34 protein-coding genes are annotated in these 26133 nt (G+C 66.3%); 4 read left to right on the top strand and 30 right to left on the bottom strand.

Going from position 1 to position 26133, the window contains the following annotated elements:
- Nucleotide 1 precedes the first annotated feature (1 nt).
- The 17 genes from rplF to rpsJ all read right to left on the bottom strand — a co-directional run bounded on the left by rplF (nt 2) and on the right by rpsJ (nt 8006).
- The gene (rplF, locus tag DTA22_RS33045; RefSeq protein WP_005239658.1) at nt 2–541 is read right to left on the bottom strand and encodes a 50S ribosomal protein L6; all 540 of its coding nucleotides are present in this window, start codon (nt 539–541) and stop codon (nt 2–4) included.
- A gap of 14 nt (nt 542–555) precedes the next feature.
- On the bottom strand, nt 556–954 hold the full coding sequence (rpsH, locus tag DTA22_RS33040) for a 30S ribosomal protein S8 (protein ID WP_005239657.1): 399 nt from the start codon (nt 952–954) through the stop codon (nt 556–558).
- Nucleotides 955–1107: 153 nt separating this feature from the next.
- Nucleotides 1108–1293 carry a type Z 30S ribosomal protein S14 gene (locus DTA22_RS33035; protein WP_005239644.1) on the bottom strand — a complete coding sequence of 62 codons (186 nt, stop codon included), beginning with the start codon at nt 1291–1293 and terminating at the stop codon, nt 1108–1110.
- Nucleotides 1294–1297: 4 nt separating this feature from the next.
- Nucleotides 1298–1864: a 50S ribosomal protein L5 gene (gene rplE, locus DTA22_RS33030; RefSeq protein WP_005239642.1), complete on the bottom strand. Its 567-nt coding sequence runs from the start codon at nt 1862–1864 to the stop codon at nt 1298–1300.
- A 1-nt stretch (nt 1865) separates the two neighbouring features.
- Complete coding sequence (gene rplX / locus DTA22_RS33025) at nt 1866–2183, bottom strand: 50S ribosomal protein L24 (protein ID WP_005239640.1); 318 nt, start codon at nt 2181–2183, stop codon at nt 1866–1868.
- Nucleotides 2183–2551, bottom strand: a complete 369-nt coding sequence (gene rplN / locus DTA22_RS33020) for a 50S ribosomal protein L14 (protein ID WP_005239639.1) — start codon at nt 2549–2551, stop codon at nt 2183–2185. The genes rplX and rplN overlap by 1 nt, the downstream gene beginning before the upstream one ends.
- Nucleotides 2552–2721: 170 nt before the next feature.
- Nucleotides 2722–3003 carry a 30S ribosomal protein S17 gene (gene rpsQ, locus DTA22_RS33015; protein ID WP_005239638.1) on the bottom strand — a complete coding sequence of 94 codons (282 nt, stop codon included), beginning with the start codon at nt 3001–3003 and terminating at the stop codon, nt 2722–2724.
- Nucleotides 3000–3236, bottom strand: a complete 237-nt coding sequence (gene rpmC / locus DTA22_RS33010; protein WP_005239637.1) for a 50S ribosomal protein L29 — start codon at nt 3234–3236, stop codon at nt 3000–3002. The genes rpsQ and rpmC overlap by 4 nt, the downstream gene beginning before the upstream one ends.
- The gene (gene rplP / locus DTA22_RS33005; RefSeq protein ID WP_005239636.1) at nt 3236–3652 is read right to left on the bottom strand and encodes a 50S ribosomal protein L16; all 417 of its coding nucleotides are present in this window, start codon (nt 3650–3652) and stop codon (nt 3236–3238) included. The genes rpmC and rplP overlap by 1 nt, the downstream gene beginning before the upstream one ends.
- A gap of 3 nt (nt 3653–3655) precedes the next feature.
- The gene (gene rpsC / locus DTA22_RS33000; protein ID WP_005239635.1) at nt 3656–4462 is read right to left on the bottom strand and encodes a 30S ribosomal protein S3; all 807 of its coding nucleotides are present in this window, start codon (nt 4460–4462) and stop codon (nt 3656–3658) included.
- Nucleotides 4462–4866 carry a 50S ribosomal protein L22 gene (rplV, locus tag DTA22_RS32995; RefSeq protein WP_005239634.1) on the bottom strand — a complete coding sequence of 135 codons (405 nt, stop codon included), beginning with the start codon at nt 4864–4866 and terminating at the stop codon, nt 4462–4464. Before rplV ends, rpsC begins: the two co-directional genes overlap by 1 nt.
- On the bottom strand, nt 4863–5144 hold the full coding sequence (rpsS, locus tag DTA22_RS32990; protein WP_003940820.1) for a 30S ribosomal protein S19: 282 nt from the start codon (nt 5142–5144) through the stop codon (nt 4863–4865). Before rpsS ends, rplV begins: the two co-directional genes overlap by 4 nt.
- A gap of 13 nt (nt 5145–5157) precedes the next feature.
- Nucleotides 5158–5994 (bottom strand): 50S ribosomal protein L2, encoded by an 837-nt coding sequence (gene rplB / locus DTA22_RS32985; protein ID WP_005239633.1) that lies wholly within the window; start codon nt 5992–5994, stop codon nt 5158–5160.
- A 41-nt stretch (nt 5995–6035) separates the two neighbouring features.
- Nucleotides 6036–6341 (bottom strand): 50S ribosomal protein L23, encoded by a 306-nt coding sequence (gene rplW, locus DTA22_RS32980; RefSeq protein ID WP_005239632.1) that lies wholly within the window; start codon nt 6339–6341, stop codon nt 6036–6038.
- Nucleotides 6338–7027: a 50S ribosomal protein L4 gene (rplD, locus tag DTA22_RS32975; RefSeq protein WP_037244693.1), complete on the bottom strand. Its 690-nt coding sequence runs from the start codon at nt 7025–7027 to the stop codon at nt 6338–6340. The genes rplW and rplD overlap by 4 nt, the downstream gene beginning before the upstream one ends.
- Nucleotides 7024–7680, bottom strand: a complete 657-nt coding sequence (rplC, locus tag DTA22_RS32970) for a 50S ribosomal protein L3 (RefSeq protein ID WP_009479366.1) — start codon at nt 7678–7680, stop codon at nt 7024–7026. The genes rplD and rplC overlap by 4 nt, the downstream gene beginning before the upstream one ends.
- A 20-nt stretch (nt 7681–7700) precedes the next feature.
- The gene (rpsJ, locus tag DTA22_RS32965; RefSeq protein ID WP_003938093.1) at nt 7701–8006 is read right to left on the bottom strand and encodes a 30S ribosomal protein S10; all 306 of its coding nucleotides are present in this window, start codon (nt 8004–8006) and stop codon (nt 7701–7703) included.
- A gap of 467 nt (nt 8007–8473) precedes the next feature.
- On the opposite strand from rpsJ, the gene DTA22_RS32960 reads away from it, so the two are divergent.
- From DTA22_RS32960 to DTA22_RS32945, 4 genes are all read left to right on the top strand, one after another.
- Nucleotides 8474–8950: a hotdog fold domain-containing protein gene (locus tag DTA22_RS32960; protein ID WP_037245003.1), complete on the top strand. Its 477-nt coding sequence runs from the start codon at nt 8474–8476 to the stop codon at nt 8948–8950.
- A gap of 288 nt (nt 8951–9238) precedes the next feature.
- Complete coding sequence (locus DTA22_RS32955) at nt 9239–10207, top strand: ATP-binding cassette domain-containing protein (RefSeq protein WP_112302219.1); 969 nt, start codon at nt 9239–9241, stop codon at nt 10205–10207.
- Nucleotides 10204–11019 carry an ABC transporter permease gene (locus tag DTA22_RS32950; protein ID WP_112302218.1) on the top strand — a complete coding sequence of 272 codons (816 nt, stop codon included), beginning with the start codon at nt 10204–10206 and terminating at the stop codon, nt 11017–11019. The genes DTA22_RS32955 and DTA22_RS32950 overlap by 4 nt, the downstream gene beginning before the upstream one ends.
- Nucleotides 11016–11864 (top strand): ABC transporter permease, encoded by an 849-nt coding sequence (locus DTA22_RS32945; protein ID WP_112302217.1) that lies wholly within the window; start codon nt 11016–11018, stop codon nt 11862–11864. Before DTA22_RS32950 ends, DTA22_RS32945 begins: the two co-directional genes overlap by 4 nt.
- A 22-nt stretch (nt 11865–11886) precedes the next feature.
- Here the strand turns inward: DTA22_RS32945 and DTA22_RS32940 are convergent, their stop codons facing one another.
- From DTA22_RS32940 to DTA22_RS32880, 13 genes are all read right to left on the bottom strand, one after another.
- The gene (locus tag DTA22_RS32940; RefSeq protein ID WP_112302216.1) at nt 11887–12264 is read right to left on the bottom strand and encodes a hypothetical protein; all 378 of its coding nucleotides are present in this window, start codon (nt 12262–12264) and stop codon (nt 11887–11889) included.
- A 30-nt stretch (nt 12265–12294) separates the two neighbouring features.
- Nucleotides 12295–13482, bottom strand: coding sequence for an MlaD family protein (locus tag DTA22_RS32935; RefSeq protein ID WP_112302215.1), 1188 nt, complete (start codon nt 13480–13482; stop codon nt 12295–12297).
- Entirely contained in the window at nt 13479–14528 is a 1050-nt protein-coding gene (locus DTA22_RS32930; protein WP_112302214.1) for an MCE family protein, read from the bottom strand. Before DTA22_RS32930 ends, DTA22_RS32935 begins: the two co-directional genes overlap by 4 nt.
- Entirely contained in the window at nt 14525–15616 is a 1092-nt protein-coding gene (locus DTA22_RS32925) for an MCE family protein (RefSeq protein ID WP_245973312.1), read from the bottom strand. The genes DTA22_RS32930 and DTA22_RS32925 overlap by 4 nt, the downstream gene beginning before the upstream one ends.
- On the bottom strand, nt 15613–16653 hold the full coding sequence (locus tag DTA22_RS32920; protein ID WP_112302212.1) for an MCE family protein: 1041 nt from the start codon (nt 16651–16653) through the stop codon (nt 15613–15615). The genes DTA22_RS32925 and DTA22_RS32920 overlap by 4 nt, the downstream gene beginning before the upstream one ends.
- Complete coding sequence (locus DTA22_RS32915; protein WP_112302211.1) at nt 16650–17666, bottom strand: MCE family protein; 1017 nt, start codon at nt 17664–17666, stop codon at nt 16650–16652. The genes DTA22_RS32920 and DTA22_RS32915 overlap by 4 nt, the downstream gene beginning before the upstream one ends.
- Nucleotides 17663–18715 (bottom strand): MCE family protein, encoded by a 1053-nt coding sequence (locus tag DTA22_RS32910; protein WP_112302210.1) that lies wholly within the window; start codon nt 18713–18715, stop codon nt 17663–17665. The genes DTA22_RS32915 and DTA22_RS32910 overlap by 4 nt, the downstream gene beginning before the upstream one ends.
- Nucleotides 18715–19575 (bottom strand): MlaE family ABC transporter permease, encoded by an 861-nt coding sequence (locus DTA22_RS32905; RefSeq protein ID WP_037244668.1) that lies wholly within the window; start codon nt 19573–19575, stop codon nt 18715–18717. Before DTA22_RS32905 ends, DTA22_RS32910 begins: the two co-directional genes overlap by 1 nt.
- Nucleotides 19575–20384 carry an MlaE family ABC transporter permease gene (locus DTA22_RS32900; protein WP_005239607.1) on the bottom strand — a complete coding sequence of 270 codons (810 nt, stop codon included), beginning with the start codon at nt 20382–20384 and terminating at the stop codon, nt 19575–19577. Before DTA22_RS32900 ends, DTA22_RS32905 begins: the two co-directional genes overlap by 1 nt.
- A 64-nt stretch (nt 20385–20448) precedes the next feature.
- Nucleotides 20449–22041 (bottom strand): fatty-acid--CoA ligase FadD5, encoded by a 1593-nt coding sequence (fadD5, locus tag DTA22_RS32895; protein WP_112302209.1) that lies wholly within the window; start codon nt 22039–22041, stop codon nt 20449–20451.
- A gap of 126 nt (nt 22042–22167) precedes the next feature.
- Complete coding sequence (locus DTA22_RS32890; RefSeq protein ID WP_037244661.1) at nt 22168–22959, bottom strand: enoyl-CoA hydratase; 792 nt, start codon at nt 22957–22959, stop codon at nt 22168–22170.
- On the bottom strand, nt 22956–23945 hold the full coding sequence (locus DTA22_RS32885) for an NAD(P)H-dependent flavin oxidoreductase (RefSeq protein WP_112302208.1): 990 nt from the start codon (nt 23943–23945) through the stop codon (nt 22956–22958). The genes DTA22_RS32890 and DTA22_RS32885 overlap by 4 nt, the downstream gene beginning before the upstream one ends.
- 1 nt (nt 23946) lies before the next feature.
- A complete protein-coding gene (locus DTA22_RS32880; protein WP_112302207.1) occupies nt 23947–26121 on the bottom strand; it encodes a 3-hydroxyacyl-CoA dehydrogenase NAD-binding domain-containing protein in 2175 nt (724 codons plus the stop codon).
- Nucleotides 26122–26133: the final 12 nt, after the last annotated feature.

Genomic DNA, 26133 nt, shown 5'->3' with positions numbered 1-26133 from the left:
ATCACTTACCCGTCTTTCCGACCTTGCGGCGGATCTGCTCACCCTCGTAACGCACGCCCTTGCCCTTGTACGGGTCCGGACGACGGAGACGACGGATGTTGGCCGAGATCTGCCCGACCTTCTGCTTGTCGATGCCCGACACCGAGAACTTGGTGGGCGACTCGACCGCGAAGGTGATGCCTTCCGGAGCCTCGATCGGGACCGGGTGGCTGTAGCCGAGTGCGAACTCGAGGTCCTTGCCCTTGAGAGCGACGCGGTAACCGACGCCGTGAATCTCCATCTTGGTGGTGTAACCGTCGGTGACACCGGTGATGAGGTTCTGCACCAGGGTGCGAGACAGGCCGTGCAGCGCGCGGCTGCGACGCTCGTCGTCCGGACGGGTCACGCTGAGCGTGCCGTCGTCGTTCTTCGCAATGGCAATCGGCTCGGAGATCGTCAGGGCCAGCGTGCCCTTGGGACCCTTGACCGTGACGTCCTGGCCGTCGATCGAGACGTCGACGCCGCCGGGGACGGTGACGGGAATCTTTCCAATACGCGACATTGTGGTGGCCTCCCTTACCAGACGTAGGCGAGGACTTCCCCGCCCACTCCTTGATTGGCCGCCTGGCGATCGGTGAGCAGGCCGGTGGACGTGGAAATGATCGCCACGCCGAGGCCGCCCAGAACCTTGGGCAGGTTGGTGGACTTCGCGTACACACGCAGACCGGGCTTGGAGACGCGACGCACGCCGGCAAGGCTGCGCTCACGGCTCGGGCCGTACTTCAGGTCGACGATGAGGGTCTTGCCCACCTCGGCGTCTTCGGTGCGGTAGTCGGCGATGTAACCCTCGCGCTTGAGGATCTCGGCGATGTTCGCCTTGATCTTCGAGTGGGGCAACTTCACCTCATCGTGGTACGCCGTGTTGGCGTTGCGCAGACGCGTCAAGAAGTCTGCGATGGGGTCGGTCATGGTCATGAGGTTGACCTCTACCTTTCTCACAACGGTTCCCTCTGCCGTTTCCGGCGCAGGCCTATCGCGAAGTAGGTCTTACGTTTCCCGGTCCGAGGTTACGAACCGGAAGTCTGTGGGGGTGACGCCGCCGCCGGAGAGGGCAACGGCGTCACCGGCTCACCAGGAGCTCTTGTGAACGCCGGGCAGCTCGCCGGCGTGCGCCATCTCACGGACGCAGATTCGGCACAGGCCGAACTTGCGGAACACCGAGTGCGGACGGCCGCAGCGCTGGCAGCGGGTGTAGGCGCGCACCGCGAACTTGGGCTTCTTGTTGGCCTTGTTGACCAATGCCTTCTTAGCCATTAGCTCAGTTCTCCTTGAACGGGAAGCCGAGGTGCTTCAGCAGGGCACGGCCTTCTTCGTTGTTGGTCGCGGTGGTCACCACGGTGATGTCCATGCCGCGCGGGCGGTCGATCTTGTCCACGTCGATCTCGTGGAACATCGACTGCTCGTTCAGGCCGAACGTGTAGTTGCCGTTGCCGTCGAACTGGTTGCCCGACAGGCCGCGGAAGTCCCTGATGCGGGGAAGCGCGACGGACACGAGACGGTCCAGGAACTCCCACATGCGGTCGCCACGCAGCGTGACGCGGGCACCGATCGGCATTCCCTCGCGGAGCTTGAACTGCGCGATGGACTTGCGTGCCTTGCGGATCTCGGGCTTCTGACCGGTGATCAGAGCGAGATCGTTGACGGCACCGTTGATCAGCTTGGCGTCGCGCGCGGCGTCACCGACACCCATGTTGACGACGACCTTGACGACGCCGGGGATCTGCATCACGTTGGCGTAGTCGAACTCGGTGTTCAGCGCAGCCTTGATCTCCTCGCGGTAGCGAGTCTTCAGGCGCGGCTGGATCTTGTTCTCAGTGGAGGTCATGTCAGATGTCCTTCCCGTTCTTCCGGGAAATCCGAACGCGCTTGCCGGACTCTTCGTCGGTCCGGTAGCCCACGCGAGTGGGGTTGCCGTCCGAGTCGACGACCGCGACGTTGGAAACGTGGATCGGGGCTTCCTGCGTGACGATGCCGCCGGAGGAAGCTCCGCGCTCGTTCGCGGAAACCGCGGTGTGCTTCTTGATGCGGTTCACGCCTTCGACGAGGACCTTGTTGGTCGCGGGGTAGGCCTGGATGACCTTGCCCTTCGCGCCCTTGTCCTTGCCGGCGATGACCAGCACGGTGTCACCCTTGTGCACCTTCATCACAGCACCTCCGGGGCGAGCGAGACGATCTTCATGAACTTCTTCTCACGCAGCTCACGGCCGACGGGGCCGAAGATGCGGGTGCCACGGGGATCGTTGTCCGGCTTGATGAGGACGGCGGCGTTCTCGTCGAACTTGATGTACGACCCGTCCGGACGGCGACGTTCCTTGGTGGTACGGACGATGACGGCCTTGACGACCTCGCCCTTCTTGATGTTTCCACCCGGGATGGCGTCCTTGACGGTGGCGACGATGATGTCACCGATCCCGGCGTAGCGGCGAGACGAACCACCGAGAACGCGGATGCAGAGAATCTCCTTGGCACCCGTGTTGTCGGCGACGCGCAGCCGCGACTCCTGCTGAATCACTTACTTCTCCTTGACCTGGACTGTTGCACGGCAGATTTCCGACCCGACGTGCGCGGTCTGCACCCGTGCCCTGCGAGAGGGGCCGCCCGGGTGGGCGGCACAACGGTGGGGTTGCCGTGCGTCTGCCGCAAGGCAACCCCACCATCGTACTGGATGCATAATTCGGTTTCTTACTTGGCCTTCTCGAGGACCTCGACGAGACGCCAGTGCTTGGTCGCGGACAGCGGACGGGTCTCCATCAGCTGCACGCGGTCACCGATGCCTGCGACGCCGTTCTCGTCGTGCGCCTTCACCTTGCTGGTGCGCCGGATGATCTTGCCGTAGAGCGGGTGCTTGACCCGGTCCTCGAGCTCGACCACGATCGTCTTCTCCATCTTGTCGGAGACGACGTATCCGGTGCGGACCTTGCGGCTGCCGCGCTCTTCAGTGCTCACTGCTTTTTCCTCACTCATGCCGCGTCACCTGCGTCCGGACCAACGGCCAGCCCGAGCTCACGCTCACGCAGAACGGTGTAGATACGCGCGATCTCGTGACGAACGGTACGAAGTCGACGGTTGTTGTCCATCTGACCCGTGGCCATCTGGAAACGAAGGTTGAACAGCTCTTCCTTCGACTCACGAAGCCGGGTGACCAGCTCTTCTTCGGTGAGCTCGCGGAGCTCTGCGGCTGGGGTTCCAGTAGCCATCAGAACTGCTCCTCCCTTGTCACGATCCGGCACTTGCACGGGAGCTTGTGCATCGCGCGGCGCAGGGCCTCACGAGCGATCTCCTCATTGGGGTAGCTCATCTCGAACATCACGCGACCGGGCTTGACGTTCGCGATCCACCACTCGGGCGAACCCTTACCGGAACCCATGCGGGTTTCGGCCGGCTTCTTAGTGAGGGGGCGATCCGGGAAGATGTTGATCCAGATCTTGCCGCCACGCTTGATGTGCCGGGTCATGGCGATACGAGCGGACTCGATCTGCCGGTTGGTGATGTAGGCCGGCTCGAGAGCCTGGATGCCGTAGTCACCGAAGGTCACCTGGGTTCCACCCTTGGCGGCACCCGAACGGCTCGGATGGTGCTGCTTGCGGTGCTTGACCCGCCGTGGGATCAACATGCGTCAGCCCTCCTTCTGTTCAGTCGTAGCGGGTGCATCGGCGGTGGCGGTCGCTGCGCGGCCGGCCTCGGTGCTGGTCGCGGTGGTGCCGGTGGCACCGGAACGACGGGGACGGCTCGGACGCTCACGGCGCGGGCGGTCGCCTGCGGGAGCAGCCACGTTGGCGGCCAGCTCACGCTTGCCACCGACGATGTCGCCCTTGTAGATCCAGACCTTCACGCCGATGCGGCCGAAGGTGGTCTTGGCCTCGTAGAGGCCGTAGTCGATGTCCGCGCGAAGCGTGTGCAGCGGCACACGGCCTTCGCGGTAGAACTCCGACCGGGACATCTCGGCGCCGCCGAGACGACCGGAGCACTGAACGCGGATTCCCTTGACGTTCGGCTGACGCATGGCCGACTGGATGGCCTTGCGCATGGCGCGACGGAAGGCGACACGGTTCGAGAGCTGCTCGGCCACACCCTGTGCGACGAGCTGAGCCTCGGCCTCGGCGTTCTTGACCTCGAGGATGTTCAGCTGGACCTGCTTGCCGGTCAGCTTCTCGAGCTCGGAACGGATGCGATCGGCTTCGGCGCCGCGGCGGCCGATGACGATGCCCGGGCGAGCGGTGTGGATGTCCACACGCACACGGTCACGGGTGCGCTCGATCTCGACCTTCGCGATGCCCGCGCGCTCCATGCCGGTGGCGAGGAGCTTACGGATCGCGACGTCTTCCTTGACGTACTCCGCGTACTGCTTGTCTGCGTACCAGCGAGACTTCCAGTCGGTGGTGATGCCGAGGCGGAAGCCGTGCGGGTTGATTTTCTGGCCCACTACTGAGCACTTCCCTTCCGGCGATTACGGGTCGATGTTCCGGTCTTCGGCAGGCTCTCCACGATCACGGTGATGTGACTGGTGCGCTTGCGGATACGGAACGCACGTCCCTGTGCACGCGGCTGGAACCGCTTGAGGGTCGCGCCCTCGTCCACGAACGCCGTGGCGACGACAAGCGTGCTCGGGTCGAGGTCGAGGTTGTTCTCGGCGTTGGCTGCTGCGGAGGCGATCACCTTGGCGACCGGCTCGCTCGCTGCCTGCGGCGCGAACTTCAGGATGTTCAGGGCGTCTTCAACCGAACGCCCGCGGACCAGGTCCACAACACGACGCGCCTTCATCGGCGTGACGCGCACGTGGCGCGCTACTGCCTTGGCGGTCGGGTTGGCGGTTTCGGTGTTGCTCATCGCCTCTTCGCCTTCCGATCATCCTTGATGTGACCCTTGAACGTGCGGGTCGGTGCAAACTCTCCGAGCTTGTGTCCGACCATCGAGTCGGAAACGAACACGGGGACGTGCTTGCGGCCGTCGTGAACCGCAAACGTGTGGCCGATGAAGTCCGGGATGATCGTGGAACGACGGGACCAGGTCTTGATGACCTGCTTGGTTCCCTTTTCGTTCTGCACGTCCACCTTCGCGAGGAGGTGGTCATCGACGAACGGGCCCTTCTTGAGGCTGCGTGGCATCCTTCACTCCCTCCTAGCGCTTGTTCTTGCCGGTACGGCGACGACGGACAATGAGCTTGTCGCTCGCCTTGTTCTTGCGGGTGCGGCCCTCGGGCTTGCCCCACGGGCTGACCGGGTGGCGACCACCGGAGGTCTTACCCTCACCACCACCGTGCGGGTGGTCGACCGGGTTCATCACGACACCACGGACGGTCGGGCGCTTGCCCTTCCAGCGCATACGGCCGGCCTTGCCCCAGTTGATGTTCGACTGTTCGGCGTTGCCGACCTCACCGATCGAGGCGCGGCAGCGAACGTCGACACGACGGATTTCGCCGGACGGCATACGCAGCGTGGCGTAGGTGCCTTCTTTACCGAGCAGCTGGATGCTGGATCCGGCCGAGCGGGCCATCTTGGCGCCGCCACCCGGGCGGAGTTCCACCGCGTGGATGGTGGTACCCGTCGGGATGTTGCGTAGGGGCAGGTTGTTGCCGGGCTTGATGTCGGCGCCTGCGCCGGACTCGACCGGAGCACCCTGAACCAGGCCCTTGGGGGCGATGATGTAGCGCTTCTCGCCGTCCGCGTAGTGCAGCAGGGCGATACGCGCGGTGCGGTTGGGGTCGTACTCGATGTGAGCGACCTTGGCCGGCACGCCGTCCTTGTCGTTGCGACGGAAATCGATCAGCCGGTAGGCGCGCTTGTGTCCGCCACCCTTGTGCCGGGTGGTGATACGACCGTGTGCGTTACGTCCACCGCGTCCGTGGAGCGGGCGAACCAGCGACTTCTCGGGGGTCGACCGAGTGATCTCGGCGAAGTCCGAGACGCTCGAGCCACGACGGCCCGGGGTAGTCGGCTTGTACTTACGGATTGCCATGAGTCTTCTCGTCCTCTATGTCTCGTCAAGTCCCGGGCGCTTTACGCGACCGGTCCTCCGAAGATCTCGATGGGCTTGCTGTCGGCCGAGAGGGTCACGAGCGCGCGCTTGGTGTCCTTGCGCTTGCCGTAACCGAACCGGGTCCGCTTGCGCTTGCCCTGACGGTTGGCGGTGTTGACGCTGGTCACGGTGACGCCGAAGATCTTCTCGACGGCAATCTTGATCTGCGTCTTGTTCGAGTCCGGGTGCACCAGGAAGGTGTAGGTGCCTTCCTCGATCAGTCCGTAGGACTTCTCGGAGATGACCGGGGCGAGCAGGATGTCGCGGGGATCGGCGATGGTGCTCACTTGCCCTCCTCCTTGTTCTCTTCCTGGGCGGTCTCGGCGGGCCCGTGGATGAACGCGTTGAGCGCCTCGACGCTGAACACGACGTCATCGCTGTTGAGCACGTCGTAGGTGTTGAGCTGGTCGGGTGCGATGGGGTGCACGCCGTCCAGGTTCTGCACGCTCTTCCAGGCCGCGATGTCCTCGCGTCCGACGACGAGCAGGACCTTCTTGCGATCCGAGATCTCGCCGAGGAAGGTGCGGGCAGTCTTCGTGGACGGAGTCTGACCGGCAACCAGTTCGGTGATCACGTGGATGCGCTCGTTGCGGGCCCGGTCGGAGAGGGCTCCGCGCAGGGCGGCGGCCTTCATCTTCTTGGGGGTCCGCTGGCTGTAGTCGCGCGGCTGCGGGCCGTGGACGGTGCCACCGCCGGCGAACTGCGGCGCACGGGTCGAGCCCTGACGAGCGCGGCCGGTGCCCTTCTGGCGGTACGGCTTCTTGCCACCGCCGCGAACCTCGCCGCGGGTCTTGGTGGCGTGGGTGCCCTGACGTGCAGCAGCGAGCTGCGCGACGACAACCTGGTGGAGAAGCGCGATGTTGGCAGGCGCGTCGAAGATCTCCGCGGGGAGATCGACGGTGCCGTTGGTCTTGCCGCCGGCGACCTTGACGTCCAGCGTCAGCTTGGTCGTCGATGTCTCGGTGCTGGTCATGCTCGTGCACCACCCTTCACTGCACTCTTGACGATCACGAGGCCACCCTTGCGGCCGGGGATCGCACCCTTGATCAGCAGCAGGCCGTTCTCGGCGTCCACCTTGTGAACGGAGAGGTTCTGCGTCGTGATGCGGTCGCTACCCATGCGGCCGGACATGCGCATGCCCTTGAACACGCGGCCCGGAGTGGCGCAACCACCGATGGAACCGGGGCGACGGTGAACGGCCTGCGCACCGTGCGATGCACCCTGACCGGCGAAGCCGTGCCGCTTCATGGTTCCGGCGAAGCCCTTACCCTTGCTGGTTCCGGTGACGTCGACGTAGGCGCCGTCCTCGAAGACCTCGGCGGTAAGTTCCTGGCCGACCTCGTACTCCGAGGTGTCGGCAACGCGGAGCTCCACAACGTGGCGGCGCGGGGTGACGCCGGCCTTGGCGAACTGGCCGGAAGTCGGCTTGTTCACCTTGCGCGGGTCGATGGCGCCGAACGCGAGCTGCACGGCGCTGTAGCCGTCACGCTCTTCGGTACGAATCTGGGTCACGACGTTCGGTCCGGCCTTCACGACGGTGACCGGAACGACCCGGTTGTTCTCGTCGAAGACCTGGGTCATGCCGAGCTTGGTGCCCAGGATTCCCTTGATCTTGGTATCAGTCATTGTTTTTGTCTCCGCCGCGCTCACTGAATGTTGACGTCGACGCTGGCCGGAAGGTCGATGCGCATGAGCGCGTCAACCGTCTTGGGCGTCGGGTCGAGGATGTCGATAAGCCGCTTGTGAGTACGCATCTCGAAGTGCTCGCGCGAGTCCTTGTACTTGTGCGGCGAGCGGATGACGCAGTACACGTTCTTTTCGGTCGGCAACGGCACGGGTCCAACGACGCGGGCCCCGGTACGGGTCACCGTCTCGACGATCTTGCGCGCTGACGCGTCGATCGCCTCATGGTCGTAGGCCTTGAGCCTGATGCGGATCTTCTGTCCCGCCACGCTTAGTGTCCTTTTCTTGCCGCGTTTCGTAGTCCCACCCGAGTCGGGCCGAACTACCTCGTCTGCACAGTCCCTTACCTGGGCCGCAACTGTCCGAACGCTAGGCGACCGGGACACACCCGATCCGCTGCCGCTGTTCATCTGTCATGGTTCTCCGGTACACGCGGTCGGGCGTGTCGCCCTCCCACTCATTCTCCGACCCGGAACTTTTCAGCTTTTCGGGCCGGGAACGCGTACCGGATGCACTCGAATTCGAGTGCCAGTAGGTACTGCTTCCGTCTTGCATGTGGCCGCGAGCAGGTCATAGTGATCTACACCGCGACGTTTCACCCCACCTGTTTCGGGCCGCAAACGATCGCGTCCCAGACAAGGCAACCCGACCAGTATGCCGTACCGGGCGGGAGACTTCAAACCGGGCTCCATCCCTCCCACCATCGCCTAAACTTACTCTGAAGTAAGATGTGGCGATGACGACCTCGAGTCCCACGTACGCCGCGTGGCAGAAGCTCCCCGACAACGCGCTCGGACATGCCCTCTTCTCCGTCGGCATGTGTCTCCGCGTCCCCTACTTCGGCTCGGTACTCCCCCGCGTCGTCGAGATGCGGCCCGGCCGCTGCGAGGTCCGCGCCCCGAAATGGTGGGGCGTCCGCAACCACCTGGGCACGTTCCACGCGATCGCGGCGTGCAACCTCGCCGAGGCCGCCATGGGCATGCTGTCCGAGGCGACCGTGCCCTCGACCCACCGGTGGATCCCGAAATCGATGACGGTCGACTACCTCGCCAAGGCGAACGGAACGCTGCGCGCCGTCGCGGAACTGCCGGAGCTGCCGGACTTCACCGCGATCACCGCGGGCGCCGACGTCGTCGTGCCGGTGCGCATTTTCGACGGACAAGGGGTAGAAGTGGTCCACGCCGACATCACGACGTGGGTCACGCCGCGGTAGAACGCGAAAGGCGCATGTCGAAGGTCACATTCGTCCTGGAGTTCGCGGAAGCGACCCGAATTGCCGTGTGGCACATCCCCGGAGCCGGAACGTCGCGGCACAGCACGACCTTCCGGCCGGACGGGACCGGTTTCCGCGGTGCTCGCCGAGGCCGAAGTGGTACAGACGTCCGGCATTCATCGCGTACCTGTCTTCACGCGTTACAGAAGATTTCCCCTCCCGTTCCTCGGACGCGAAGGTGTTCCCCGGTCTGCCTTGATCACCCTCTTCGCGTGACATACTCGGGACATGCCAGCAGCTGACACCGCCGTTCTTGTCGAGGGAATCGAGAAATCCTTCGGTGACGTAGCAGCGTTGCGGGGTGTGAGCTTCGAGGTGCCCCGCGGCACGGTCCTGGGCATCCTGGGCCCCAACGGCGCAGGGAAGACCACCACCGTCAACGTGCTGTCCACTCTGCTGCGACCCGATGCGGGCCGCGCGTTCGTCGCCGGACACGACGTCGTCGAGGAGTCGGCGAACGTCCGTCGCAGCATCATGATGACGGGCCAGTACGCCGCACTCGACGAGTCGCTGACCGGCCGCGAGAATCTGGTGCTCTTCGGCCGCCTGATGGGCCTGCCCAAGGCGTCCGCGAAATCGCGCGCGCAGGACCTACTGACACAGTTCGATCTGATCGAGGCCGGCGACCGGAAGGTGTCCGGATATTCCGGAGGTATGCGCCGGCGCGTCGACATCGCCTGTGGCCTGGTGATCCGCCCCGAGGTGGTGTTCCTCGACGAGCCCACCACCGGCCTCGACCCCCGCAGCCGTCAGGGCGTGTGGTCCCTCGTGTCCGCGCTGAAGGAGCAGGGCATCACGATCCTGCTGACCACGCAGTACCTCGAAGAGGCCGACCTGCTGAGCGACAACATCGTCGTCATCGACAAGGGCACCGTGATCGCCGAGGGCACGGCCGACGAACTGAAGGCCCGGACCGGCGGAAGCTATTGCGAGGTCGTCCCGGTGAGTCTCGACGACCTGCCGCGCGTCCGGGAGATCCTCACGAGCCTGTGCCCACCCGGCCGGGTCATCGAAGAAGGCACCGACCGGTTGTCGATTCCCGCCGAACACGGCGCCCAGACCCTCGCCGAGGTTCTGCGCCGCCTCGACCTCGCCGGGGTCACACTCGCCGACATCGCGCTGCGGCGCCCGTCCCTCGACGACGTCTTCCTCTCCCTCACCGGTCACGTCCGCGTCGACGAGAGCCTGCCGTCGTGACGGCGCCCGCCCAGCTCGGATTCGAGAGTGCCCTCGAGGGCAGGCACCGGCGACCACATCCCTCGACCGTCCAGCAGTGGATTGCGCTGTCCCAGCGGAACCTGCACACGATGTGGGTATTCGGTCAGTTCTTCATCGCGGTATTGGCGCCGTTGATCTTCACCATCGGCTTCTACCTACCGCTGCGCCTGGTGATGAAGTTCCAGGGCATCGACTACGCGCAGTTCGTCATGCCGATCATCGTCCTGCAGGCCATGGCGTTCACCGCGATCTCGGCGGCGCACCGCGCGGCCACCGAGGCGTCGAACGGAATGAACGCCCGGTTCCAGACGATGCCGGTCGGGGCGGCGGTCCCACTGGCATCGCGCATGACCGCCTGCCTCGTGCACTCGACGATCTCTCTGGTCGCCGCGATCGGATACGGATATGCGATCGGCTTCCGGTTCGCAGGCGGCTTCGCGCTGACCGCGGCGTTCTGCGGTCTGGCGATGCTGATCGGGTTCACGCTCACGACGGGCGCCGACGCACTCGGCACCCTGACCCGGAGCCCCGAGGTCACCAGTCAGGCGTTGACACTCCCCCAGTTGATCCTCGGCATGTTCTCCTCCGGTTTCGTTCCGGTGACGCAGTTCCCGGAGTGGGCACAGGGCTTCGTGCGGAATCAGCCCATCTCGCAGTTCTCCTCGTCCATGCGTGCCATGACGGAAGGCACGATCACGTTCCAGCAGCTGACACCCACCCTGTTGTGGTGCGGAGGGCTGGCACTGGTCTTCATTCCGTTGTCGATCTGGTCGAATGTGAGGCGCGGATGACCACCGAGTACCGATCCGACACACCGGCGACGGTGACATTCCCCGAGGTGCTCGAACCCCACCCGGAGAACTCCTTCGCCGCGCTCTTCTCACACAGCCTGCTGCAGACCAGACGACTTCTGCTCCGCTGGGCGCGCGACCCGTACACCATGCTTCAGGCGATCGTGTACCCGTCGTTGATGTTGCTGATGTTCTGGGCGGTGCTCGGGATCTCGATCACCAAGGCCACCGGGGTCAACAGCGTGTACGGGACCGTTCCGATGATCACGCTCGTCGGCGCGATGTTCGGATCCATCGCAGGCGGTCTGTCGCTGAAGAAGGAATGGGCGGACGGGCTTCTGAGCCGGTTCTGGGTGCTGCCCGTCCACCGCGCGTCGGGCCTGCTGAGCCGTCTGATGGCCGAATCCGTGCGGATCATGCTCACCACGGTGCTGATCATCGCCGTCGGTTTCGCCATCGGGTTCCGGTTCGATCAGGGCATTCTCGCCGGTATCGCATTGATGCTGCTGCCGCTGCTGTTCGGGGTGAGTTTCGCGACGATGGTGACCGCACTCGCCGTCAACGCGGCGAAGGCGCCGCTCGTCGAACTCCTCTCCCTGCTGTGCACGCTACTGCTGTTCTTCAACTCGGGATTCGTACCCACCGGCGCCTACCCCACCTGGCTTCAGCCGTTCGTGGAGAACCAGCCGATGTCGTGCGCAATCGACGCGATGAAGGGACTGTCGATGGGCGGACCCGTCGCGGAACCACTGCTCAAGACCGTCGCATGGTCGCTTGCCGGGCTGCTGATCTTCACCTACCCCGCGGTGCGCGGCTATCGCCGGGCCGCGGGCAACCCGGCGTAGCCCCCTCTCATCCCCCCCGAGTTCAGAAGAGTCTGATGCCCGCCAACCGGTGACGCACCGCCGTTGCAGGCGTCAGCAGCCAGTCGACCGTCTCGACGATCCTGCCGACGCGCAGCAGTAGCTCGTCGAGATCCTGCTCCGTTGCCGCCAGCGACCCGACGACGCCGTCCACCGACCGGACCGTGCCGGCGAAGGTGTCGAGGCCGTCGGCGAACCTGTCCAGCAACGCGTCGAACCTGCCCAGCACGCGGGCGAATTCGTCGAGGGACGTCCCGATCTCGTGTGCCACCCCGTCGACGCGGCCGATCGTGACGTCGGCATTGAGTGCGGCCTGGGTGAGTCTCCTGATACGGCCAGCCGTGTCGACGCCGGCCGCCGCGTCACCCGTCGGTCTACTCATCGATGTTCTCTCCTCGGCTCGTGCGCGGACCTAGCGCGGGGTGTGCCCCGTGAGTGGGGGTTCGATCACCAGCGGATCGTCCGCGGCCGGCGGTCCGTAGACGCCGCCGTTCCTCGTCGCGTTCTCCTGACCCAGGTCGTCCGGTCGTGGAACGTTCACGGCGCCCCGCTGCTCCAGGTACTGCTGCGACTGGCACGTCCAATCCAGGGCAGGCTGACTCGGTTCCGCATCGGTCACCAGACGGCGCGGGGCGTCGTACACGCACATCGGCCCCTGCGTTCCGACCAGAAGAAGGTCGGCGAGTCCGCCCTTCTCGATCGACGCGATCTTCGGCAGCGCGCCGGGGATGATCGTCAGGCCGTAGTCGAGGGAGGGTGTACGGTCACCGACGATCCGGGTGGGGAGAACCAGATTCGCCATCAGGGCGCCCAGTGAGTCCCGATTTCCCGACAGCAACGAGTCCAGGCTGGCCATCGTCTGCGGCGAGCGCCCGAGCAGGTCGACGAGCGCGGAGTCGTGGGCCCGCAACTGTTCGAGGACGCTCCGGGCGGTGCTCGCCGATTCCGGCAGAGCGGCGGTGAGGCCGTCCGCGGTGTCCAGGAGCGGCATGCCCTCGTTCACGATGGTCGACAATGCGTCGGTGCGGGTTTCGAGTGTCCGGGCGATCTCGGCGGAACCGTCGAGCAGGTTCTGCAGGTCGGGTCCCGTGCCCCCGAAGGCGGTGCCGAACGTGTCGGCCAGCGACGACAGAGCGGTGACGTCCATCGAGTTCACGAGGTTGGTGGTTTCGACGAGGGTCGCGTCGAGCGAGCGCGGGATTCCTTCCTCCGGAACCTCGACGACGTCGCCGTCCGCGAGGTACGGCGGGTCCGCGCCGTCGGGCATGATGTCGAGCGCCTGGATGCCGATCGCGTTCTCGGTGGTGATCTTCGCGGTCGAACCGGCAGGCACCCGGGTTCCGGGATGCAGTTCGATGCCGAGGACGACGCCCGTCCCTTCGGGGTTCACGTCGACGGAGCTGATCGTGCCCACTCCGACGCCGCGATAATTGACGGACGCTCCCTGGGCGAGGCCGGCGGCGTGGTCGAGCCGGGCACTCAGGTGAATGGGACTTCCGAACGTGTCCGGGCCGGCGACGTACCGCAGCCCGAACAGCATCGCGGCGATCGAGATCACGAGGAACAGGACCAACTGCGCCACCACGTGACGTGTCATCATCGGACGCCTCCGCCGAGTACCTCGGGCAGCGTGCGGGCTTCCGGCACCTCGAGCGGAGCCGATCCGGTGAGCAACTTGGCGATGACGGCGGTGACGTCGAACGTTCCGTCGAACGTCGTGTAGTCGCCGGGTGTGGCCGCGGCGAATCCGCCGAGGAACGTCGCCACCGAATTCAACGTCGGCGCGAGTTGTGACTCGAACCCGTCGAGTGCCGTGAGCACGGCTCCCGCGTCGCTGATCTCGGCCGACAGTTCGGATCCGGCGCTGCCGAGGACGTGCTGTGCCTCGCGACTGAGACGGGACGCCTCCCCCATCAGCGCGACGATCTGATCTCGTTGCGACACCAGGAGATCCACTGCAGGCGCGAGGCCGGTCAGGGCCCGATCGAGGGTCGGTTGCCCCGCGGCGAGTTCCGCCGCGAAGGCATTGGACGCCACCATCGCCCGGTCGAGTTCGTCCCGATGGTCGTCGACGACGCCCAGTGTGTCGTTCAGCATGTCCACCAGTTCCCGGACCTTGTCCGAGCGGCCCGTGAAGGCGACGGTCAATTCGTTCATGATGGCGTGCATCTGGTCGATGCCGCTGCCGTTCAGCACGGTGGCCAGCGCGGCCAGGCCGCTCTCGATGTCGGGACCGCGCGACGTCCGATCCAAGGGGATGGTGTCGCCCTCGCTCATCGGCGCGCCCGCCGCGTCCCCGACGTCGAGCCGGACGAAGGGATTGCCGAGGGCCGTGGGCAATTCGATCCGGGCCGTCGCATCCCGCGGTATCGGGACGTCGTCGCGGATCCGCATCTCGATGTGAGCGGTGAAGTCCCGGGTCGACACGTCCGAGACGCGGCCCACCACCTCCTGACCCACCCGGACCTCGGCGCCTGGGACCACGCGATCGACTCCGTCGAACTGCGCGGAGATCTGATACGACGGACCGTCCGGCGAACGGCCCACCGACAGATCCTGCAGGCTCAGCGAACACCCTGCGGCGGGCAGCGTCACACCGACGATCAGCGCCGCCGTCAGCGACTTCGTTTTCGTCCGGATCGTCATCGTCCTCCGACCATGAGTTCGCGCAACCCGAACGGGTCGGACATGCTGGGCGGAAATTGAATCGGGTTGGTGATTCCCGCTCCGCGGCAGAGGATCGGATCGACTACCGCGCAGAGCGGGGACGTCGGCTCGGCCTGCGCCAGGTTGGTGGAGATGTTCAGCCGGATGCGGGCGCGCTGGTCCGGGGTGACCGCGCGCTGAATGTTGTCGATCAGCAAGGGCACCAGATCCATGATCTCGGCGAGGTCGGTCTCGTGCCTCTGCAGCACCTCGCTCACTCCGGCGAGGTTGTCGATGCCGGCGGCGACGTCGCCGCCCCTGGCGGACACGAGTTGGTCGATCTGGTTCAGCAGCGCGGACAACTGGTTCACCGTGTCGCCGATCGCGAACTGCTGGCCGGCGAACTCGTCACCGATCGCGGTGAGCGAACCGGCGAGTGATTCGACCTGCGCCTGACGCGACGAGATCGTGTTCACGAGCACCTCGAGGTTGTCGACGAGCGCGCCGACGTCCGCGCTGTTGCCTGCGATCACCGAACTCGCCTGCGACAGTGTGCGGATGGCGTCGTTCATCGCGGGACCGAGGCCGTCCGTGGACGCGGCGGCAGCGGAGATCGCGGCGCCGGCGTCGCCTCCGTCCGGGCCGAGCGCCTCGACGACGGTGTCGACGCTGTCCATCAACTGGTCCCAGGTGATGGGCGAATGACTGCGTTCGGGTGGAATGGTCTGCCCACTCTCGAACACCGGGCCGCCGGTGTACGCGGGACCGAGTTCCACGAAGCGCTCACCGATCGCGGACGTCACCAGCACGTACGCGTTCGCGTCCGCGGGCAGCACGACGTCCGACGCGACGGACATCGTGACCATCACGGTCGCACCTCTCGGCACGACCGCCTCGACGGTGCCCACCGGAACACCGAGCACCGAGACCTTGGTGCCGGGGAACACGCCGTTGACGTAGGCGAATTCGGAATGCACGACGGTGGACGAGGTGCGGAAGATCAGCAGCCAGCCGGCCACGACGATCGCCACCACGAGGGCGAGCACGCCGCCGATCCCGGCGGCCCTGCGCGCGATGCCCGCGTTCACGAGCACCCCGTGATCAGCCCGACGACGCAGAGCAGGTTATCGGCGATCACGGCCGACGGCGCCGAGACGTCGGCCCAGTCACCGGTCCCGGTCGCGTTCACGAGTGCCCTCGCGGCCGGCGCACCCGTGGTCAGGAGCGCGTCGAGGTTCGCGAGGTTCGCCTGCAGCCGGTCCGTCACCTGTCTCGCGTTCGCGAGCAGTGAATCCAGCTCGGCGGTGTTCTCGCCCAGGAACTGGGATGCCTGTGCGACGAGCGCCTGGAGATCGTCGACCATCTGGCGGATGGCCGCACGCCGGGTGGCGAGCGTGTTCATCACGACGTCCGCGTTGCCGAGCAGGGTGGTGAGCTGATCTTGCTGACCGACCAGCACGTCAGTGAGGGTCCGCGAGCTGTCGAGTAGTTGCGTGACCTGATCGGCGTTCTTCGCCAGGATCGCCGATGCCGCACTCACACCCGCCAGTGCCTCCCGGTTGAGGTTCGCGTCCTGCGGCAACGTGTCCGTCACGACAGCGAGCATCTTCTGCAGTCCCCCGAGGTCCAGTTCGTCCGCCGTCTCGATCGCGGACGCCCCGATGTCGTCGAGTGAGTACGGAACGCTGGTGCGGCGGAGTGGAATCACCCCGTCGTCCTCCAGGTCTCCCGGCCCCGACGGTGCCACGTCCAGATATCGCTTGCCGAGGATGGTCGACAGCTTCACCCCCGCGGACGTCGTCGATCCGAGGTGACGTTCACCGTCGAGCCGGAAGTGGACGACCACGCGATCGCCCGCCAGGTCCACTCCGGTGACCCGGCCGGCGGGGACACCCGCCACGTACACGTAGTCCGAATCGGTCAGGCCCGCCGCGTTCGCGAGTTCGGCCGTGTAGCCGTCGGTCCGCACGGCGAAGCTCACCCGCGGGATCACCAGAACCAGCGCCAGCGCCAGTGTTGCCGCGAGAATTCCTGCGATCCCGACGATCAGCGGGTTGACGGGCCGCACTCGCTGATTTCCGGCCAGCGAGTCCCAGACGTCGCGCACCTTCTCGGTGACACTCATTGGCAGTACCTCGAATGCAGGTCGGGACCGAGGGCGCCTTCGCGACCGTCGACGTTGACGATGAAGGTGCACAGGTAGATGTTGAGCCACGAGCCGTACGAGCCCGAGCGGTCGACGGACGAGAAGAATTGCGGCATGGCCACCATCAGGTGATCGAATTCCGGGTTGGCGCCCAGCATCGCCCCCGTCAGCGAATGGAACTGTTGCACGGTGCGGCTGAGTTCCGGGACGCGCCCGTCCACGATCTGCAGCGCCGAGCGGCTCACCGCCGCACTCTGATCGAGGGTGTCCATGAGAACCTCGTTGTTCTCGGCGAGCATTCCGGTGAACTGGGTGAGGCTGTCGACGAGGTGGGACAGCTCGGGACCCCGCGCCGCCGCCGTGCCCACCACCACCTCGAGGTTGCGGATGAGATCGCCGATCAGCTGGTCGTGATTCGCCAGATTGCCGGTGACGTCGGCCACCCTGCGCAGCAGAGTTTCCATGCTCGTCTTCCTGCCGTCGAACACGGCGACGACTTCGGTGGCGAGTGCGTTGACCTGTTTCGGGTCGATGGCGTCGAACAGTGGCTTGAATCCGTTGAAGAGACTGGTGAGATCGAGTGCGGGCGACGTTCGGTCGAGCGGGATCGTGTCGCCCTCCCCGAGCGTGCCCTCGCCCGACGGCCCGGCCGCGAGATCGAGATACCGGACCCCCAGCAGGTCGCCGTATCGGATGGCGACGGTGGTGTCGGCGGGCAATTCCTGATCGCGCTGCACCTCGAAGTCCACCAGGGCGGTAGCACTTCCGGCGTCGCCGTCGACGATGTCGATCGAATCGACGCGTCCCACCCGCACGCCGGCGATGGTGACGTCGCTGCCGGGAGTGACACCCTGGGCGTCGGTGAACAACGCCTTGTACGTCACGGTCTGCCCCTCGACCGGCACCCGCAGAGTGTTCACCACGAGCACTGCCGAGAGGATGCCGAGAACGGCGAAGATCGCCAGTTTGATTGCCGAGTTCCGGACGCTCATCCGCCGCCACCTCCCCCGCAGTTCGGTCCGTCCACGCCGGGATACCGCGGGCAGTCGGCCGACGTGTAGGGCCGCGGGTTGGACAGGTCCGCGGCAACGCGGACCGCGAACTTGCCGGTGGAGAAGACGGCGGCGCCGGCCTCGCCGAACGGGCCTGCCTCGTCGAGGGTGGCCCGCAGCAGATCGGACTTGCTGGCCATGGTGCCCAGGGTCGGCGAGACGTTCAGGGCCACCGCGATCATGTTGTCCGCGTTCTGTTCCAGTACGTCGCCGGAGTTCCTCGACACGACGAGTGAGGCGGCGAGGAAACCGGTGAAGCTGTCGGTGTTCTCGACGAGAGTGCTCGACAGGGACACCGCCGCGTCCATGGTGGCGAGGACGTCCGGTGCGGCCGCGGCCAGCTGCTCACTGATCCGGGCGATCTGCGGCGCCCGCTCCGCGACCGACTCGACGAGCGGCGCGGTCGATGTCGCCACCGTGTGGAGGCTGTCGATGGTGTGCCCCAACTGCTCGCCGCGGCCGCGTAACGCGTCCGCGACGGCGCTGAGTGCGGCCTGCATCTGCTCGGGCTTCACCCGCGACAGCATGTCGTAGACCTTCGAGTACAGGTCGTACATCTGCACGGTCTCTGCCGAGGTGTCGGGTTGCAGCCGCGCGCCGGCCTCGAGTCGGGCGCCGCCGGTTCCGGCGGTCGACACCAGCTCGACGGTCTGGTCGCCGAACAGCGTGCGGGGCACGACCCGCACCTGGACGGACGCCGGGATGTGACGCATCTGTTCCGGGCGGAGACTGATGTCCATACCCGTCTCGTTCATTCCGGGGTCGACACTCGACACGGTCCCCACGGTCGCCCCCTTGTAGGACACCGTGGTGTGCGACTTCACTGCACCGGCGTCGGCCGGAAGCGTCGCTGTCACCACCGGATCGGTGACGATCGCACCGGTGCCGAAACCGACCAGCAATGCCGATCCCAGGATCAGGACGGCCACTCCGATCACCCCTCGCACGGCGAGTGCGCCGTTGCCCGGTCCCCCCGGGCGGCCGCGCATCACGGCAACCCCAGGGCGGGGGCGGACGGGACGAGTCCCCACAGTGAGAGTGTCAGCAGCAGGTCGACGATGCCGATGGCGAGGATGCTGGTCCGCAAGGCGCGTCCGGCCGCACGGCCGACGCCCTCCGGGCCGCCGTACGCGTGGTACCCGTACGAGCAGTGGACGAGCGCGATGATCGTCGCGAACACGACAGCCTTGACGAACGAGTACACGACGTCGGTGGGTGTGAGCATGAGATGGAAGTAGTAGTCGTAGGTTCCGGCCGACTGCCCGCCGAACGTGACGATCACCAGCCGCGAAGCCAGGTACGACGACAGCAGGCCGACGATGTACAACGGGATCACACAGATCAGGCACGAGACGAGTCGTGTGCTCGCGAGGAACGGCAGCGACCGGATCGCCATCGCGTCCAGCGCGCTGATCTCCTCCGAGATGCGCATGGCTCCGAGCTGGGCGGTGAACCCGGTTCCGACCTTCGCCGCGAGCGCGATGCTGGCGATCACGGGCGCCAGTTCGCGGGTGTTGAGGATCGCTGACAGAAGTCCGGACAGGGATCCCATGCCGAGCAGGTCCAGTCCGCGCAGCCCCTCGATGCCCACCTGCGTTGCGGCGACGGCGGACATCGCGAAGACGACGCCGATCGCTCCGCCGCCGGCGAGCAGCGTGGCACCGCCGAAACTGATGTCGCCGATCTGACGCATGATGTGCCGCCAGTACTTCACGATGGCGAGGGGAACTCCGGCGATGACGCTGCCGTAGAACGTGAATTCCCGGCCCAGCCCCGTCATCAGGTCGAGGGGCTGGCGGGACCGGGCCCGCACCCAGTGCACGGCGGGCCATCTGGTGCTCACGACCATCAGTAACCACCTACCGGGACGACGAGAACGGAATAGAGCTGACTGAGCACCGTGTTGACGATGAAGACCAGGATGAAGGCCAGGACCACGGCCTCGTTGACGGCGTCGGCGACACCGCTGGGCCCGCCCTTGGCGTGCAGCCCCTTGAAGCTGGCGACGAGCGCCGACGTCACCGCGAACGCCATCGATTTGACGAGGGCGACCACGAAGTCCGACAACCGCGTGTACTGGGACAATGCGGTGAGAAAGCTTCCCGCCGAACTGTTCTGGACGACCACCTGGAAGAGGAAGCAGGCCGACACTCCGACGGCGGTGACCATCGCGCACAGTGCGACGCCGACGATCACCGCCGCGAGCACTCGCGGGACCACGAGCCGCTCGATCACGTTGAGCCCGAGTACCTCCATGGCCTCGACCTCTTCGCGGATCGTCCGCGAGCCGAGGTCGGCGCAGATCGCGGAACCTCCGACCCCGGCCAGCATCAGCGCGCAGACCAGGGCGGACGCCTGCCCGACGATCACGAACCCCACGACCGCCCCGGTGTACCCCTCGGCGCCGAGCTGACCGGCGAGGCTACCGATCGTGACGGCGATGAGGACTCCGATGGGGATCATCAACAGCAGGGCGGGCGCCGAGGTGACCGACGCGATCCGCCAGGCCTGGTCCAGCAGTTCCCGCCAGGCCAGTTTGCGCCGCACCAGAACTCGCACCGCGGCCACCGTAGTCGCGATCGAGAATCCGATGAGTGCGCCGACTTCGTTGGCGAAATGACTCACGGGCCCTTTGGCGGGTGGCAACTCGAATGTCACGCGGTCCTCCCCCGGTGCCGGTCACCGCAGAGCGGCGACCGGCCTCGAGATGGTCGATACGGGGTCAGACGACCGCGACGCCGGTTGCGCCGTGGGCCTTTCGGAGTTCGCCTTTGACGACCTTGCCGCTGGCGTTGCGGGGAAGTGCGTCGACGATCACGACGTCTTTCGGGTGCTTGTACCGGGCGAGCTTGTCGTCGAGCCACGCCGCGAGTTCGTCCACGGTCAGGTCGGATCCCTCGTCGTCGAGTGCGACGACGGCGACGGGCACCTCGGTCCACTTGGGATCGGGCCGGCCGACGACGGCGGCCTCCCGGATCCGCGGGTGTCCGAACAGGACGTTCTCCACCTCGGCGCAGTAGATGTTCTCGCCGCCGGAGATGATCATGTCCTTCTTCCTGTCGACGACGTAGACGAATCCTTCGTCGTCCTGCCGCACGAGATCTCCGGAGTGGAACCACCCGCCGGCGAATGCGTCCGCCGTGGCGGCCGGGTTCTGCCAGTACTCGAGCATCATCGTCGGTCCGCGGTAGACGATTTCGCCGACGGTCCCGGGCGCGACGTCGTTCATGTCGTCGTCGACGACGCGCGTCTGGATCGTCGGGATCGGCTTGCCCACCGAGCCCAGCTTGCGGATCGCGTCGTCCCCGTCGAGCACGCAGGTGATGGGCGACATCTCGGTCTGCCCGAACACCGCGACGATGAGAGCCCGGGGGAACGTGTCCGCCATGGCGCGCAGCACCGTATCCGAGGCGGGCGCCGCCCCCCAGCTGATGACGCGGAGGGCGAGATCGCGACCCCGGACGGTCGGGTCGGCGCAGACGGCCTGCCACTGCACCGGCACGAGGAACACCGTCGTGATCCGCTCCTGCTCCCACACGTCGAGCATCTCGGTGGGGTTGAACGCCTTGAGCGGGTGAATCACCGTGGTGCCGCCCAGCATCAGCATCGGGGCGACGGAACCGAGTGCGGCCACGTGGAACACGGGGGACGCGAGGAATCCGATGTCGTCGCCGCGGTCGTAGCGCATCGCGCGGATGCAGGTGATGGATTGTCCGACCATGTTCGAGTGCGACAGCACCGCACCCTTGGGTGTACCCGTCGTTCCGGACGTGTAGAGAATCAGGGACGGTGTGTCCTCGGGCAGATCGACGGGCGCATACGCCGGGCCGGCCTCCGACACGAGTTCTTCGTAACCGAGCACGTCGGCTTCCGTGTCGGCGCCGATGTTCACGACCAGGCTCAGTTCGGGAACGTCCTGACGGACCGCGGCGACCAGCGGCGCGAGCGCGGGCTCGGTGAACACCGCACGGGCCCCCGAGTCGCGGGCGATGAACGCGACCTCGGGCGGGGTGAGCCGGAAGTTGACGGGGACCGCGATGGCACCGAGGGCATTGATCGCGAGAACCGCTTCGAAGAACTCGGTGCGGTTGAGGGTGAGCAGCAGGACACGGTCGCCGAAGTTCACACCGCGCCGGGACAGTGCGCCGGCGAGCGCCTCCGATCGGTCGTGCAATTCGCGCCAGGTCGTACTGTGGCCGAGAAAGCGGAACGCGGCCTGATCGGGCTTCATCTCCGCGTGTGACGCAACCCAGTTGTTCCAGTGGTTGCGGCGGGATTGCAGTGGCTGCTCCAGCAGCTCGCTACGTGACGACATGTGGTGGTGATCCCTTCGCTGTACTCGTGCCCGGCGCCCGTGTGCCTGTTCGGACCTGCACCGAGCTGTGACGAGTATTACAGATCTCGACGTCTATCGGAACAGTCTTGTTAACCGCAATTCGCATCAGTTCCGGAAGTTCGGAGCGCGTTTCGCGAGCATCGCGGTGACCCCTTCGACGAAGTCGGGGGCGTGCAGCAGTTCCGCCTGGCCCGCCTTCTCGCGATCGAGTGCTGCATCCAGAGCTGTCAGCGTCGCTGCGGTGAGTGCCCGCTTGGTGAGTTCGATGGCCCGCCTCGGACCACGAGCCAGCCTGGCCGCCACGGCATCGACGTGCGTGCCGAGTTCGTCGGGAGGGAGGACACCCGCGATCAGGCCCTCCCGCTCCGCCTCCGCGGCGGGTAGGCGCTCGCCGAGGAGAGCCATCCGGGTGGCCCGCGCCCGGCCGATGGACGCCGCGATCAGCGCGCTGGAACCGCCGTCGGGCATCAGTCCGATGTTGACGAACGCAAGGAGTAGATACGCGGTCTCGGAGGCATACGTCAGATCGGCGGTCAGAGCGATGGACGCCCCGACCCCCGCGGCCGCCCCGTTCACCTGCGCGATGACCGGAACCGGCAACTCGACGATGGCACGAACCACCCTGTTCGCGGAGTCCATCACCACCTCCGCGGGTGCTTCCCGGCCTCCGGCCGCGGCGGCCGCCGCGAGGTCCGCGCCCGTGCTGAACGCCTTGCCCGCGCCCGCGATGACCACGACGCGAACAGTGGAGTCCGTGGCGGCTGCGGTCAGCACGTCGCCCAGCGCCGTCATGTGTGCCAGGTCGAGGGCATTCATCCGGTCGGGCCGGTCGATCGTGATCCGGAGGATCCCGGCCTCGTTGACGACGCGCAGCCCGTCGACCGCCGGGGCGGTCACGACACTGCTCCGATGCGCGAGTCGACCGTGCGCGCGAGCCGACCGGTGATGATCGATTCCGCCTCCGTGACCATCCGGGTCACGAGTTCGCGCACGGTCGGGATGTCGTCGATCAGGCCCTGACTCTGTCCCGCGGTCCAGATTCCGGCGTCGAGATCGCCCGCTTCGAACACCGTGCGCCCCCGGGCTCCGGCGACGAGATGCTGGATGTCGGCGAATTCGCAGCCACGGGACTCGATGTCGACCACCTCGGTACTGACCGCGTTGGTCGCGACGCGGGCGGTGTTGCGAAGGGAACGGAAGATGAGTTCGGTGTCGCGTTCGGTGTTGGCGACGATCTGTTCCTTGACGGCGTGTGCCACCGGGGATTCGACGGTGCACATGAATCGGGTGCCCATGTTCACGCCGTCGGCGCCGAGTGCGAGCGCGGCGACGAGACCGCGCGCATCCGCGATACCGCCGGAGGCGATCACGGGGATCGTGAGCTTTCGGGTGGCGGCCGGGATCAGGATCAGGCCCGCGACGTCGTCCTCACCGGGGTGGCCTGCGCATTCGAAGCCGTCGATGCTGACGGCGTCGACACCGACCTGTTCCGCCTTCACCGCGTGCCGCACGCTGGTGCACTTGTGGATCACCTTGATCCCCGCGTCCTTGAGGTGCGGGAGGTGGTCCACCGGATTGGAGCCGGCGGTCTCGACGATGCCGATTCCGGAATCGATGATCGCCTGGCGGTACTCGGCGTACGGCGGCGGATTGATCGACGGGAGGATGGTGAGATTCACGCCGAACGGTTTGTCGGTGAGCTCCCGCGTGCGGGCGATCTCCGCGACGAGATCTTCGGGAGTCGGCTGGGTGAGCGCGGTGAGAAATCCGAGCGCCCCCGAATCGGCGACGGCCGCGACGAGTTCGGCACGGCCGACCCACATCATGCCACCCTGGACGATCGGGTGCTCGACACCGAAGGCCTCGGTGAATTTCGTCCTCATGTCAGTTCACCTCTTCGAACGTGCCGCCCGTGGCGGCCTTGTCCAGCAGTAGCTGGGGTGGGAGGAATCGGTCCCCGTACCGCGCAGCCAGCAGCTGCGCACGCGAGACGAATCCCTGGATCCCGCCCGGGTATTGGTCGATGTAGCGGGACACGCCACCGGTCCAGCCGGGGTAGCCGATGCCGAGGATGGAACCGACATTGGCGTCGGTGGTCGATTCGAGGACCCCCTCTTCCAGGCAGCGGACCGTCTCGACGGCCTCGATGAACAGCATTCGCTCCTTGATGTCCTCGAACGGAATCTCGGTGTGCGCACCGTCGCGCCGGAACGTCTCGAGCCCGGACCACAATCCGATCCGTTTACCGTCCGCGTACTCGTAGAAGCCGGCGCCTGTGGAGCGGCCTTTGCGGCCGAATTCGTCGATCATGCGATCGACGACGGCATCCGCCGGATGTGGCTCCCAGGTCTTCCCTTCGGCAAGTACCGCGGCCTTCGTCTCCTCGCGGATCTTGCGGGGCAGAGTGAGCGTGAGTTCGTCCATCAACGCGAGGACGGGAGCGGGATATCCGGCCTGCGACGCCGCCTGCTCGATCGACACCGGGGAGACGCCCTCACCGAGCATCGCGATGCCCTCGTTGGTGAAGGTACCGATGACGCGGCTGGTGAAGAACCCGCGGCTGTCGTTGACGACGATCGGAGTCTTGCCGATCTGCCGGACCACGGCAAGCGCGCGTCCGAGAGCCTCGTCACTCGTCTTCTCCCCCTTGATGATCTCGACGAGGGGCATCTTGTCGACCGGCGAGAAGAAGTGCAGGCCGATGAAGTCCTCGGTGCGCGAGACGTTTTCGCCGAGGAGGGTGATCGGCAATGTCGACGTGTTGGAGCAGAGCAGTGCGTCGGGTGCGATGAAGCCGTCGATCTCGGCGAACACCGTGTTCTTCACGGCCGGGTCCTCGAACACGGCCTCGATGACCAGCTGGGCGCCCGCGGTGTCCTCGGGCCTGTCGGTGGGGAGGATCCGCGCGAGGATCGATTCGGCCTTCTCGGGGGACGTCCGGCCCTTGGCGACAGCCTTGTCCAGAAGAGTCTTCGAGTACGCCTTGCCGTTCTCGGCCGCGGCCGGGCTCACGTCCTTCAGCACCACGTTCATGCCCGACTCGGCACACACGTACGCGATGGCGGCACCCATCATCCCCGCGCCGAGCACCGCGACCGTGCCGACAGGTGCGCGGCCGGCTCCGCCGTACCGCTTCACCAGACTGTTGGCCTTCTGCAGGTCGAAGAAGAACGCGCGGATCATGTTCTTCGAGATCTGCCCCGTCGCCAGCCCGGCGAAGTAGCGGTTCTCGATCTTCTGAGCCGTGTCGAAGTCGACGAGCGCGCCTTCGACGGCAGCGCTCATGATCGCGATCGGAGCCGGATAGGGCGCGCCTTTGAGCTGTTTCCGCAAATTGGCGGGGAAGGCGGGAAGATTTGCGGCCAGTGCCGGGGATGCGGGAGTTCCACCCGGAATCCGGTACCCCTTCACGTCCCACGGCTGCACTGCGTCGGGGTTGTCGGCGATCCATTTCTTCGCCGCCGGCACCAGGTGATCGACGTCGTCCACGAGTTCGTCGATCAGGCCGAGACCGTGCGCCTTCTCCGCTGTGTGGCGCTGTCCCTGCAGGAGGACCTGGGTGAGAGCGGGGACGACTCCGAGCAGGCGCACCGTCCGGACCACGCCGCCCCCGCCGGGAAGGAGACCGAGCGTCACCTCGGGGAGCCCGATCTGCACGCCTGCGGCATTCAGCGCGATCCGATGGTGGGTGGCGAGTGCGATCTCGAGTCCGCCGCCGAGGGCGGCGCCGCCGATGGCCGCGACGACGGGCCTGCCCAGCGTCTCCAGCCTGCGCAGTGGTTCCTTGATGCGGTCGACGTTCGCCATCACCGCCTCGGCTTGTCCCGCGTGGGACTTCAGGATGTCGTTGAGGTCGCCGCCGGCGAAGAAGGTCTTCTTCGCGGAGGTCACCACGACCCCGGCGATGGTGTCGCGCTCGGTGGTCAAGCGGTCGACGACCTCGCCCAGGGACACGATGAACCCCTCGTTCATCGTGTTCGCGGACTGGGCGGGGTCGTCGAGAACGAGGGTGACGATTCCGTCGGCGTCCTTCTCGTACCGAATTGTGCTGTCAGTCATGCTGTTCGCTTC

It is taken from the genome of Rhodococcus wratislaviensis (assembly GCF_900455735.1).
In the GTDB taxonomy this organism is placed as follows: Bacteria; Actinomycetota; Actinomycetes; order Mycobacteriales; family Mycobacteriaceae; genus Rhodococcus_F; species Rhodococcus_F wratislaviensis.
Note: the sequence above shows the minus strand (reverse complement) of the source record. Positions and strands in the feature narration are given on the sequence as shown.

Excerpts from the sequence above, each read along its gene's own strand:
- DTA22_RS32915 (WP_112302211.1), bottom strand. The coding sequence starts at position 17,666 with ATGAGCGTCCGGAACTCGGCAATCAAACTGGCGATCTTCGCCGTTCTC.
- rpmC (WP_005239637.1), bottom strand. The coding sequence starts at position 3,236 with ATGGCTACTGGAACCCCAGCCGCAGAGCTCCGCGAGCTCACCGAAGAA.
- rplF (WP_005239658.1), bottom strand. The coding sequence starts at position 541 with ATGTCGCGTATTGGAAAGATTCCCGTCACCGTCCCCGGCGGCGTCGAC.
- DTA22_RS32930 (WP_112302214.1), bottom strand. The coding sequence starts at position 14,528 with ATGACGATCCGGACGAAAACGAAGTCGCTGACGGCGGCGCTGATCGTC.
- rpsH (WP_005239657.1), bottom strand. The coding sequence starts at position 954 with ATGACCATGACCGACCCCATCGCAGACTTCTTGACGCGTCTGCGCAAC.
- DTA22_RS32880 (WP_112302207.1), bottom strand. The coding sequence starts at position 26,121 with ATGACTGACAGCACAATTCGGTACGAGAAGGACGCCGACGGAATCGTC.
- fadD5 (WP_112302209.1), bottom strand. The coding sequence starts at position 22,041 with ATGTCGTCACGTAGCGAGCTGCTGGAGCAGCCACTGCAATCCCGCCGC.
- DTA22_RS32960 (WP_037245003.1), top strand. The coding sequence starts at position 8,474 with ATGACGACCTCGAGTCCCACGTACGCCGCGTGGCAGAAGCTCCCCGAC.
- DTA22_RS32935 (WP_112302215.1), bottom strand. The coding sequence starts at position 13,482 with ATGATGACACGTCACGTGGTGGCGCAGTTGGTCCTGTTCCTCGTGATC.
- rplB (WP_005239633.1), bottom strand. The coding sequence starts at position 5,994 with ATGGCAATCCGTAAGTACAAGCCGACTACCCCGGGCCGTCGTGGCTCG.
- DTA22_RS32945 (WP_112302217.1), top strand. The coding sequence starts at position 11,016 with ATGACCACCGAGTACCGATCCGACACACCGGCGACGGTGACATTCCCC.
- rplD (WP_037244693.1), bottom strand. The coding sequence starts at position 7,027 with ATGACCAGCACCGAGACATCGACGACCAAGCTGACGCTGGACGTCAAG.
- rpsQ (WP_005239638.1), bottom strand. The coding sequence starts at position 3,003 with ATGAGTGAGGAAAAAGCAGTGAGCACTGAAGAGCGCGGCAGCCGCAAG.
- DTA22_RS32910 (WP_112302210.1), bottom strand. The coding sequence starts at position 18,715 with ATGCGCGGCCGCCCGGGGGGACCGGGCAACGGCGCACTCGCCGTGCGA.
- DTA22_RS32940 (WP_112302216.1), bottom strand. The coding sequence starts at position 12,264 with ATGAGTAGACCGACGGGTGACGCGGCGGCCGGCGTCGACACGGCTGGC.
- DTA22_RS32955 (WP_112302219.1), top strand. The coding sequence starts at position 9,239 with ATGCCAGCAGCTGACACCGCCGTTCTTGTCGAGGGAATCGAGAAATCC.
- rplC (WP_009479366.1), bottom strand. The coding sequence starts at position 7,680 with ATGACTGATACCAAGATCAAGGGAATCCTGGGCACCAAGCTCGGCATG.
- rplE (WP_005239642.1), bottom strand. The coding sequence starts at position 1,864 with ATGACCTCCACTGAGAACAAGATCCAGCCGCGCCTGAAGACTCGCTAC.
- rpsS (WP_003940820.1), bottom strand. The coding sequence starts at position 5,144 with ATGCCACGCAGCCTCAAGAAGGGCCCGTTCGTCGATGACCACCTCCTC.
- DTA22_RS32905 (WP_037244668.1), bottom strand. The coding sequence starts at position 19,575 with ATGGTCGTGAGCACCAGATGGCCCGCCGTGCACTGGGTGCGGGCCCGG.
- DTA22_RS32885 (WP_112302208.1), bottom strand. The coding sequence starts at position 23,945 with ATGAGGACGAAATTCACCGAGGCCTTCGGTGTCGAGCACCCGATCGTC.
- DTA22_RS33035 (WP_005239644.1), bottom strand. The coding sequence starts at position 1,293 with ATGGCTAAGAAGGCATTGGTCAACAAGGCCAACAAGAAGCCCAAGTTC.
- rplV (WP_005239634.1), bottom strand. The coding sequence starts at position 4,866 with ATGAGCAACACCGAAACCGCCAACCCGACCGCCAAGGCAGTAGCGCGC.
- DTA22_RS32920 (WP_112302212.1), bottom strand. The coding sequence starts at position 16,653 with ATGAGTGTCACCGAGAAGGTGCGCGACGTCTGGGACTCGCTGGCCGGA.
- rplP (WP_005239636.1), bottom strand. The coding sequence starts at position 3,652 with ATGTTGATCCCACGGCGGGTCAAGCACCGCAAGCAGCACCATCCGAGC.
- rplX (WP_005239640.1), bottom strand. The coding sequence starts at position 2,183 with ATGAAGGTGCACAAGGGTGACACCGTGCTGGTCATCGCCGGCAAGGAC.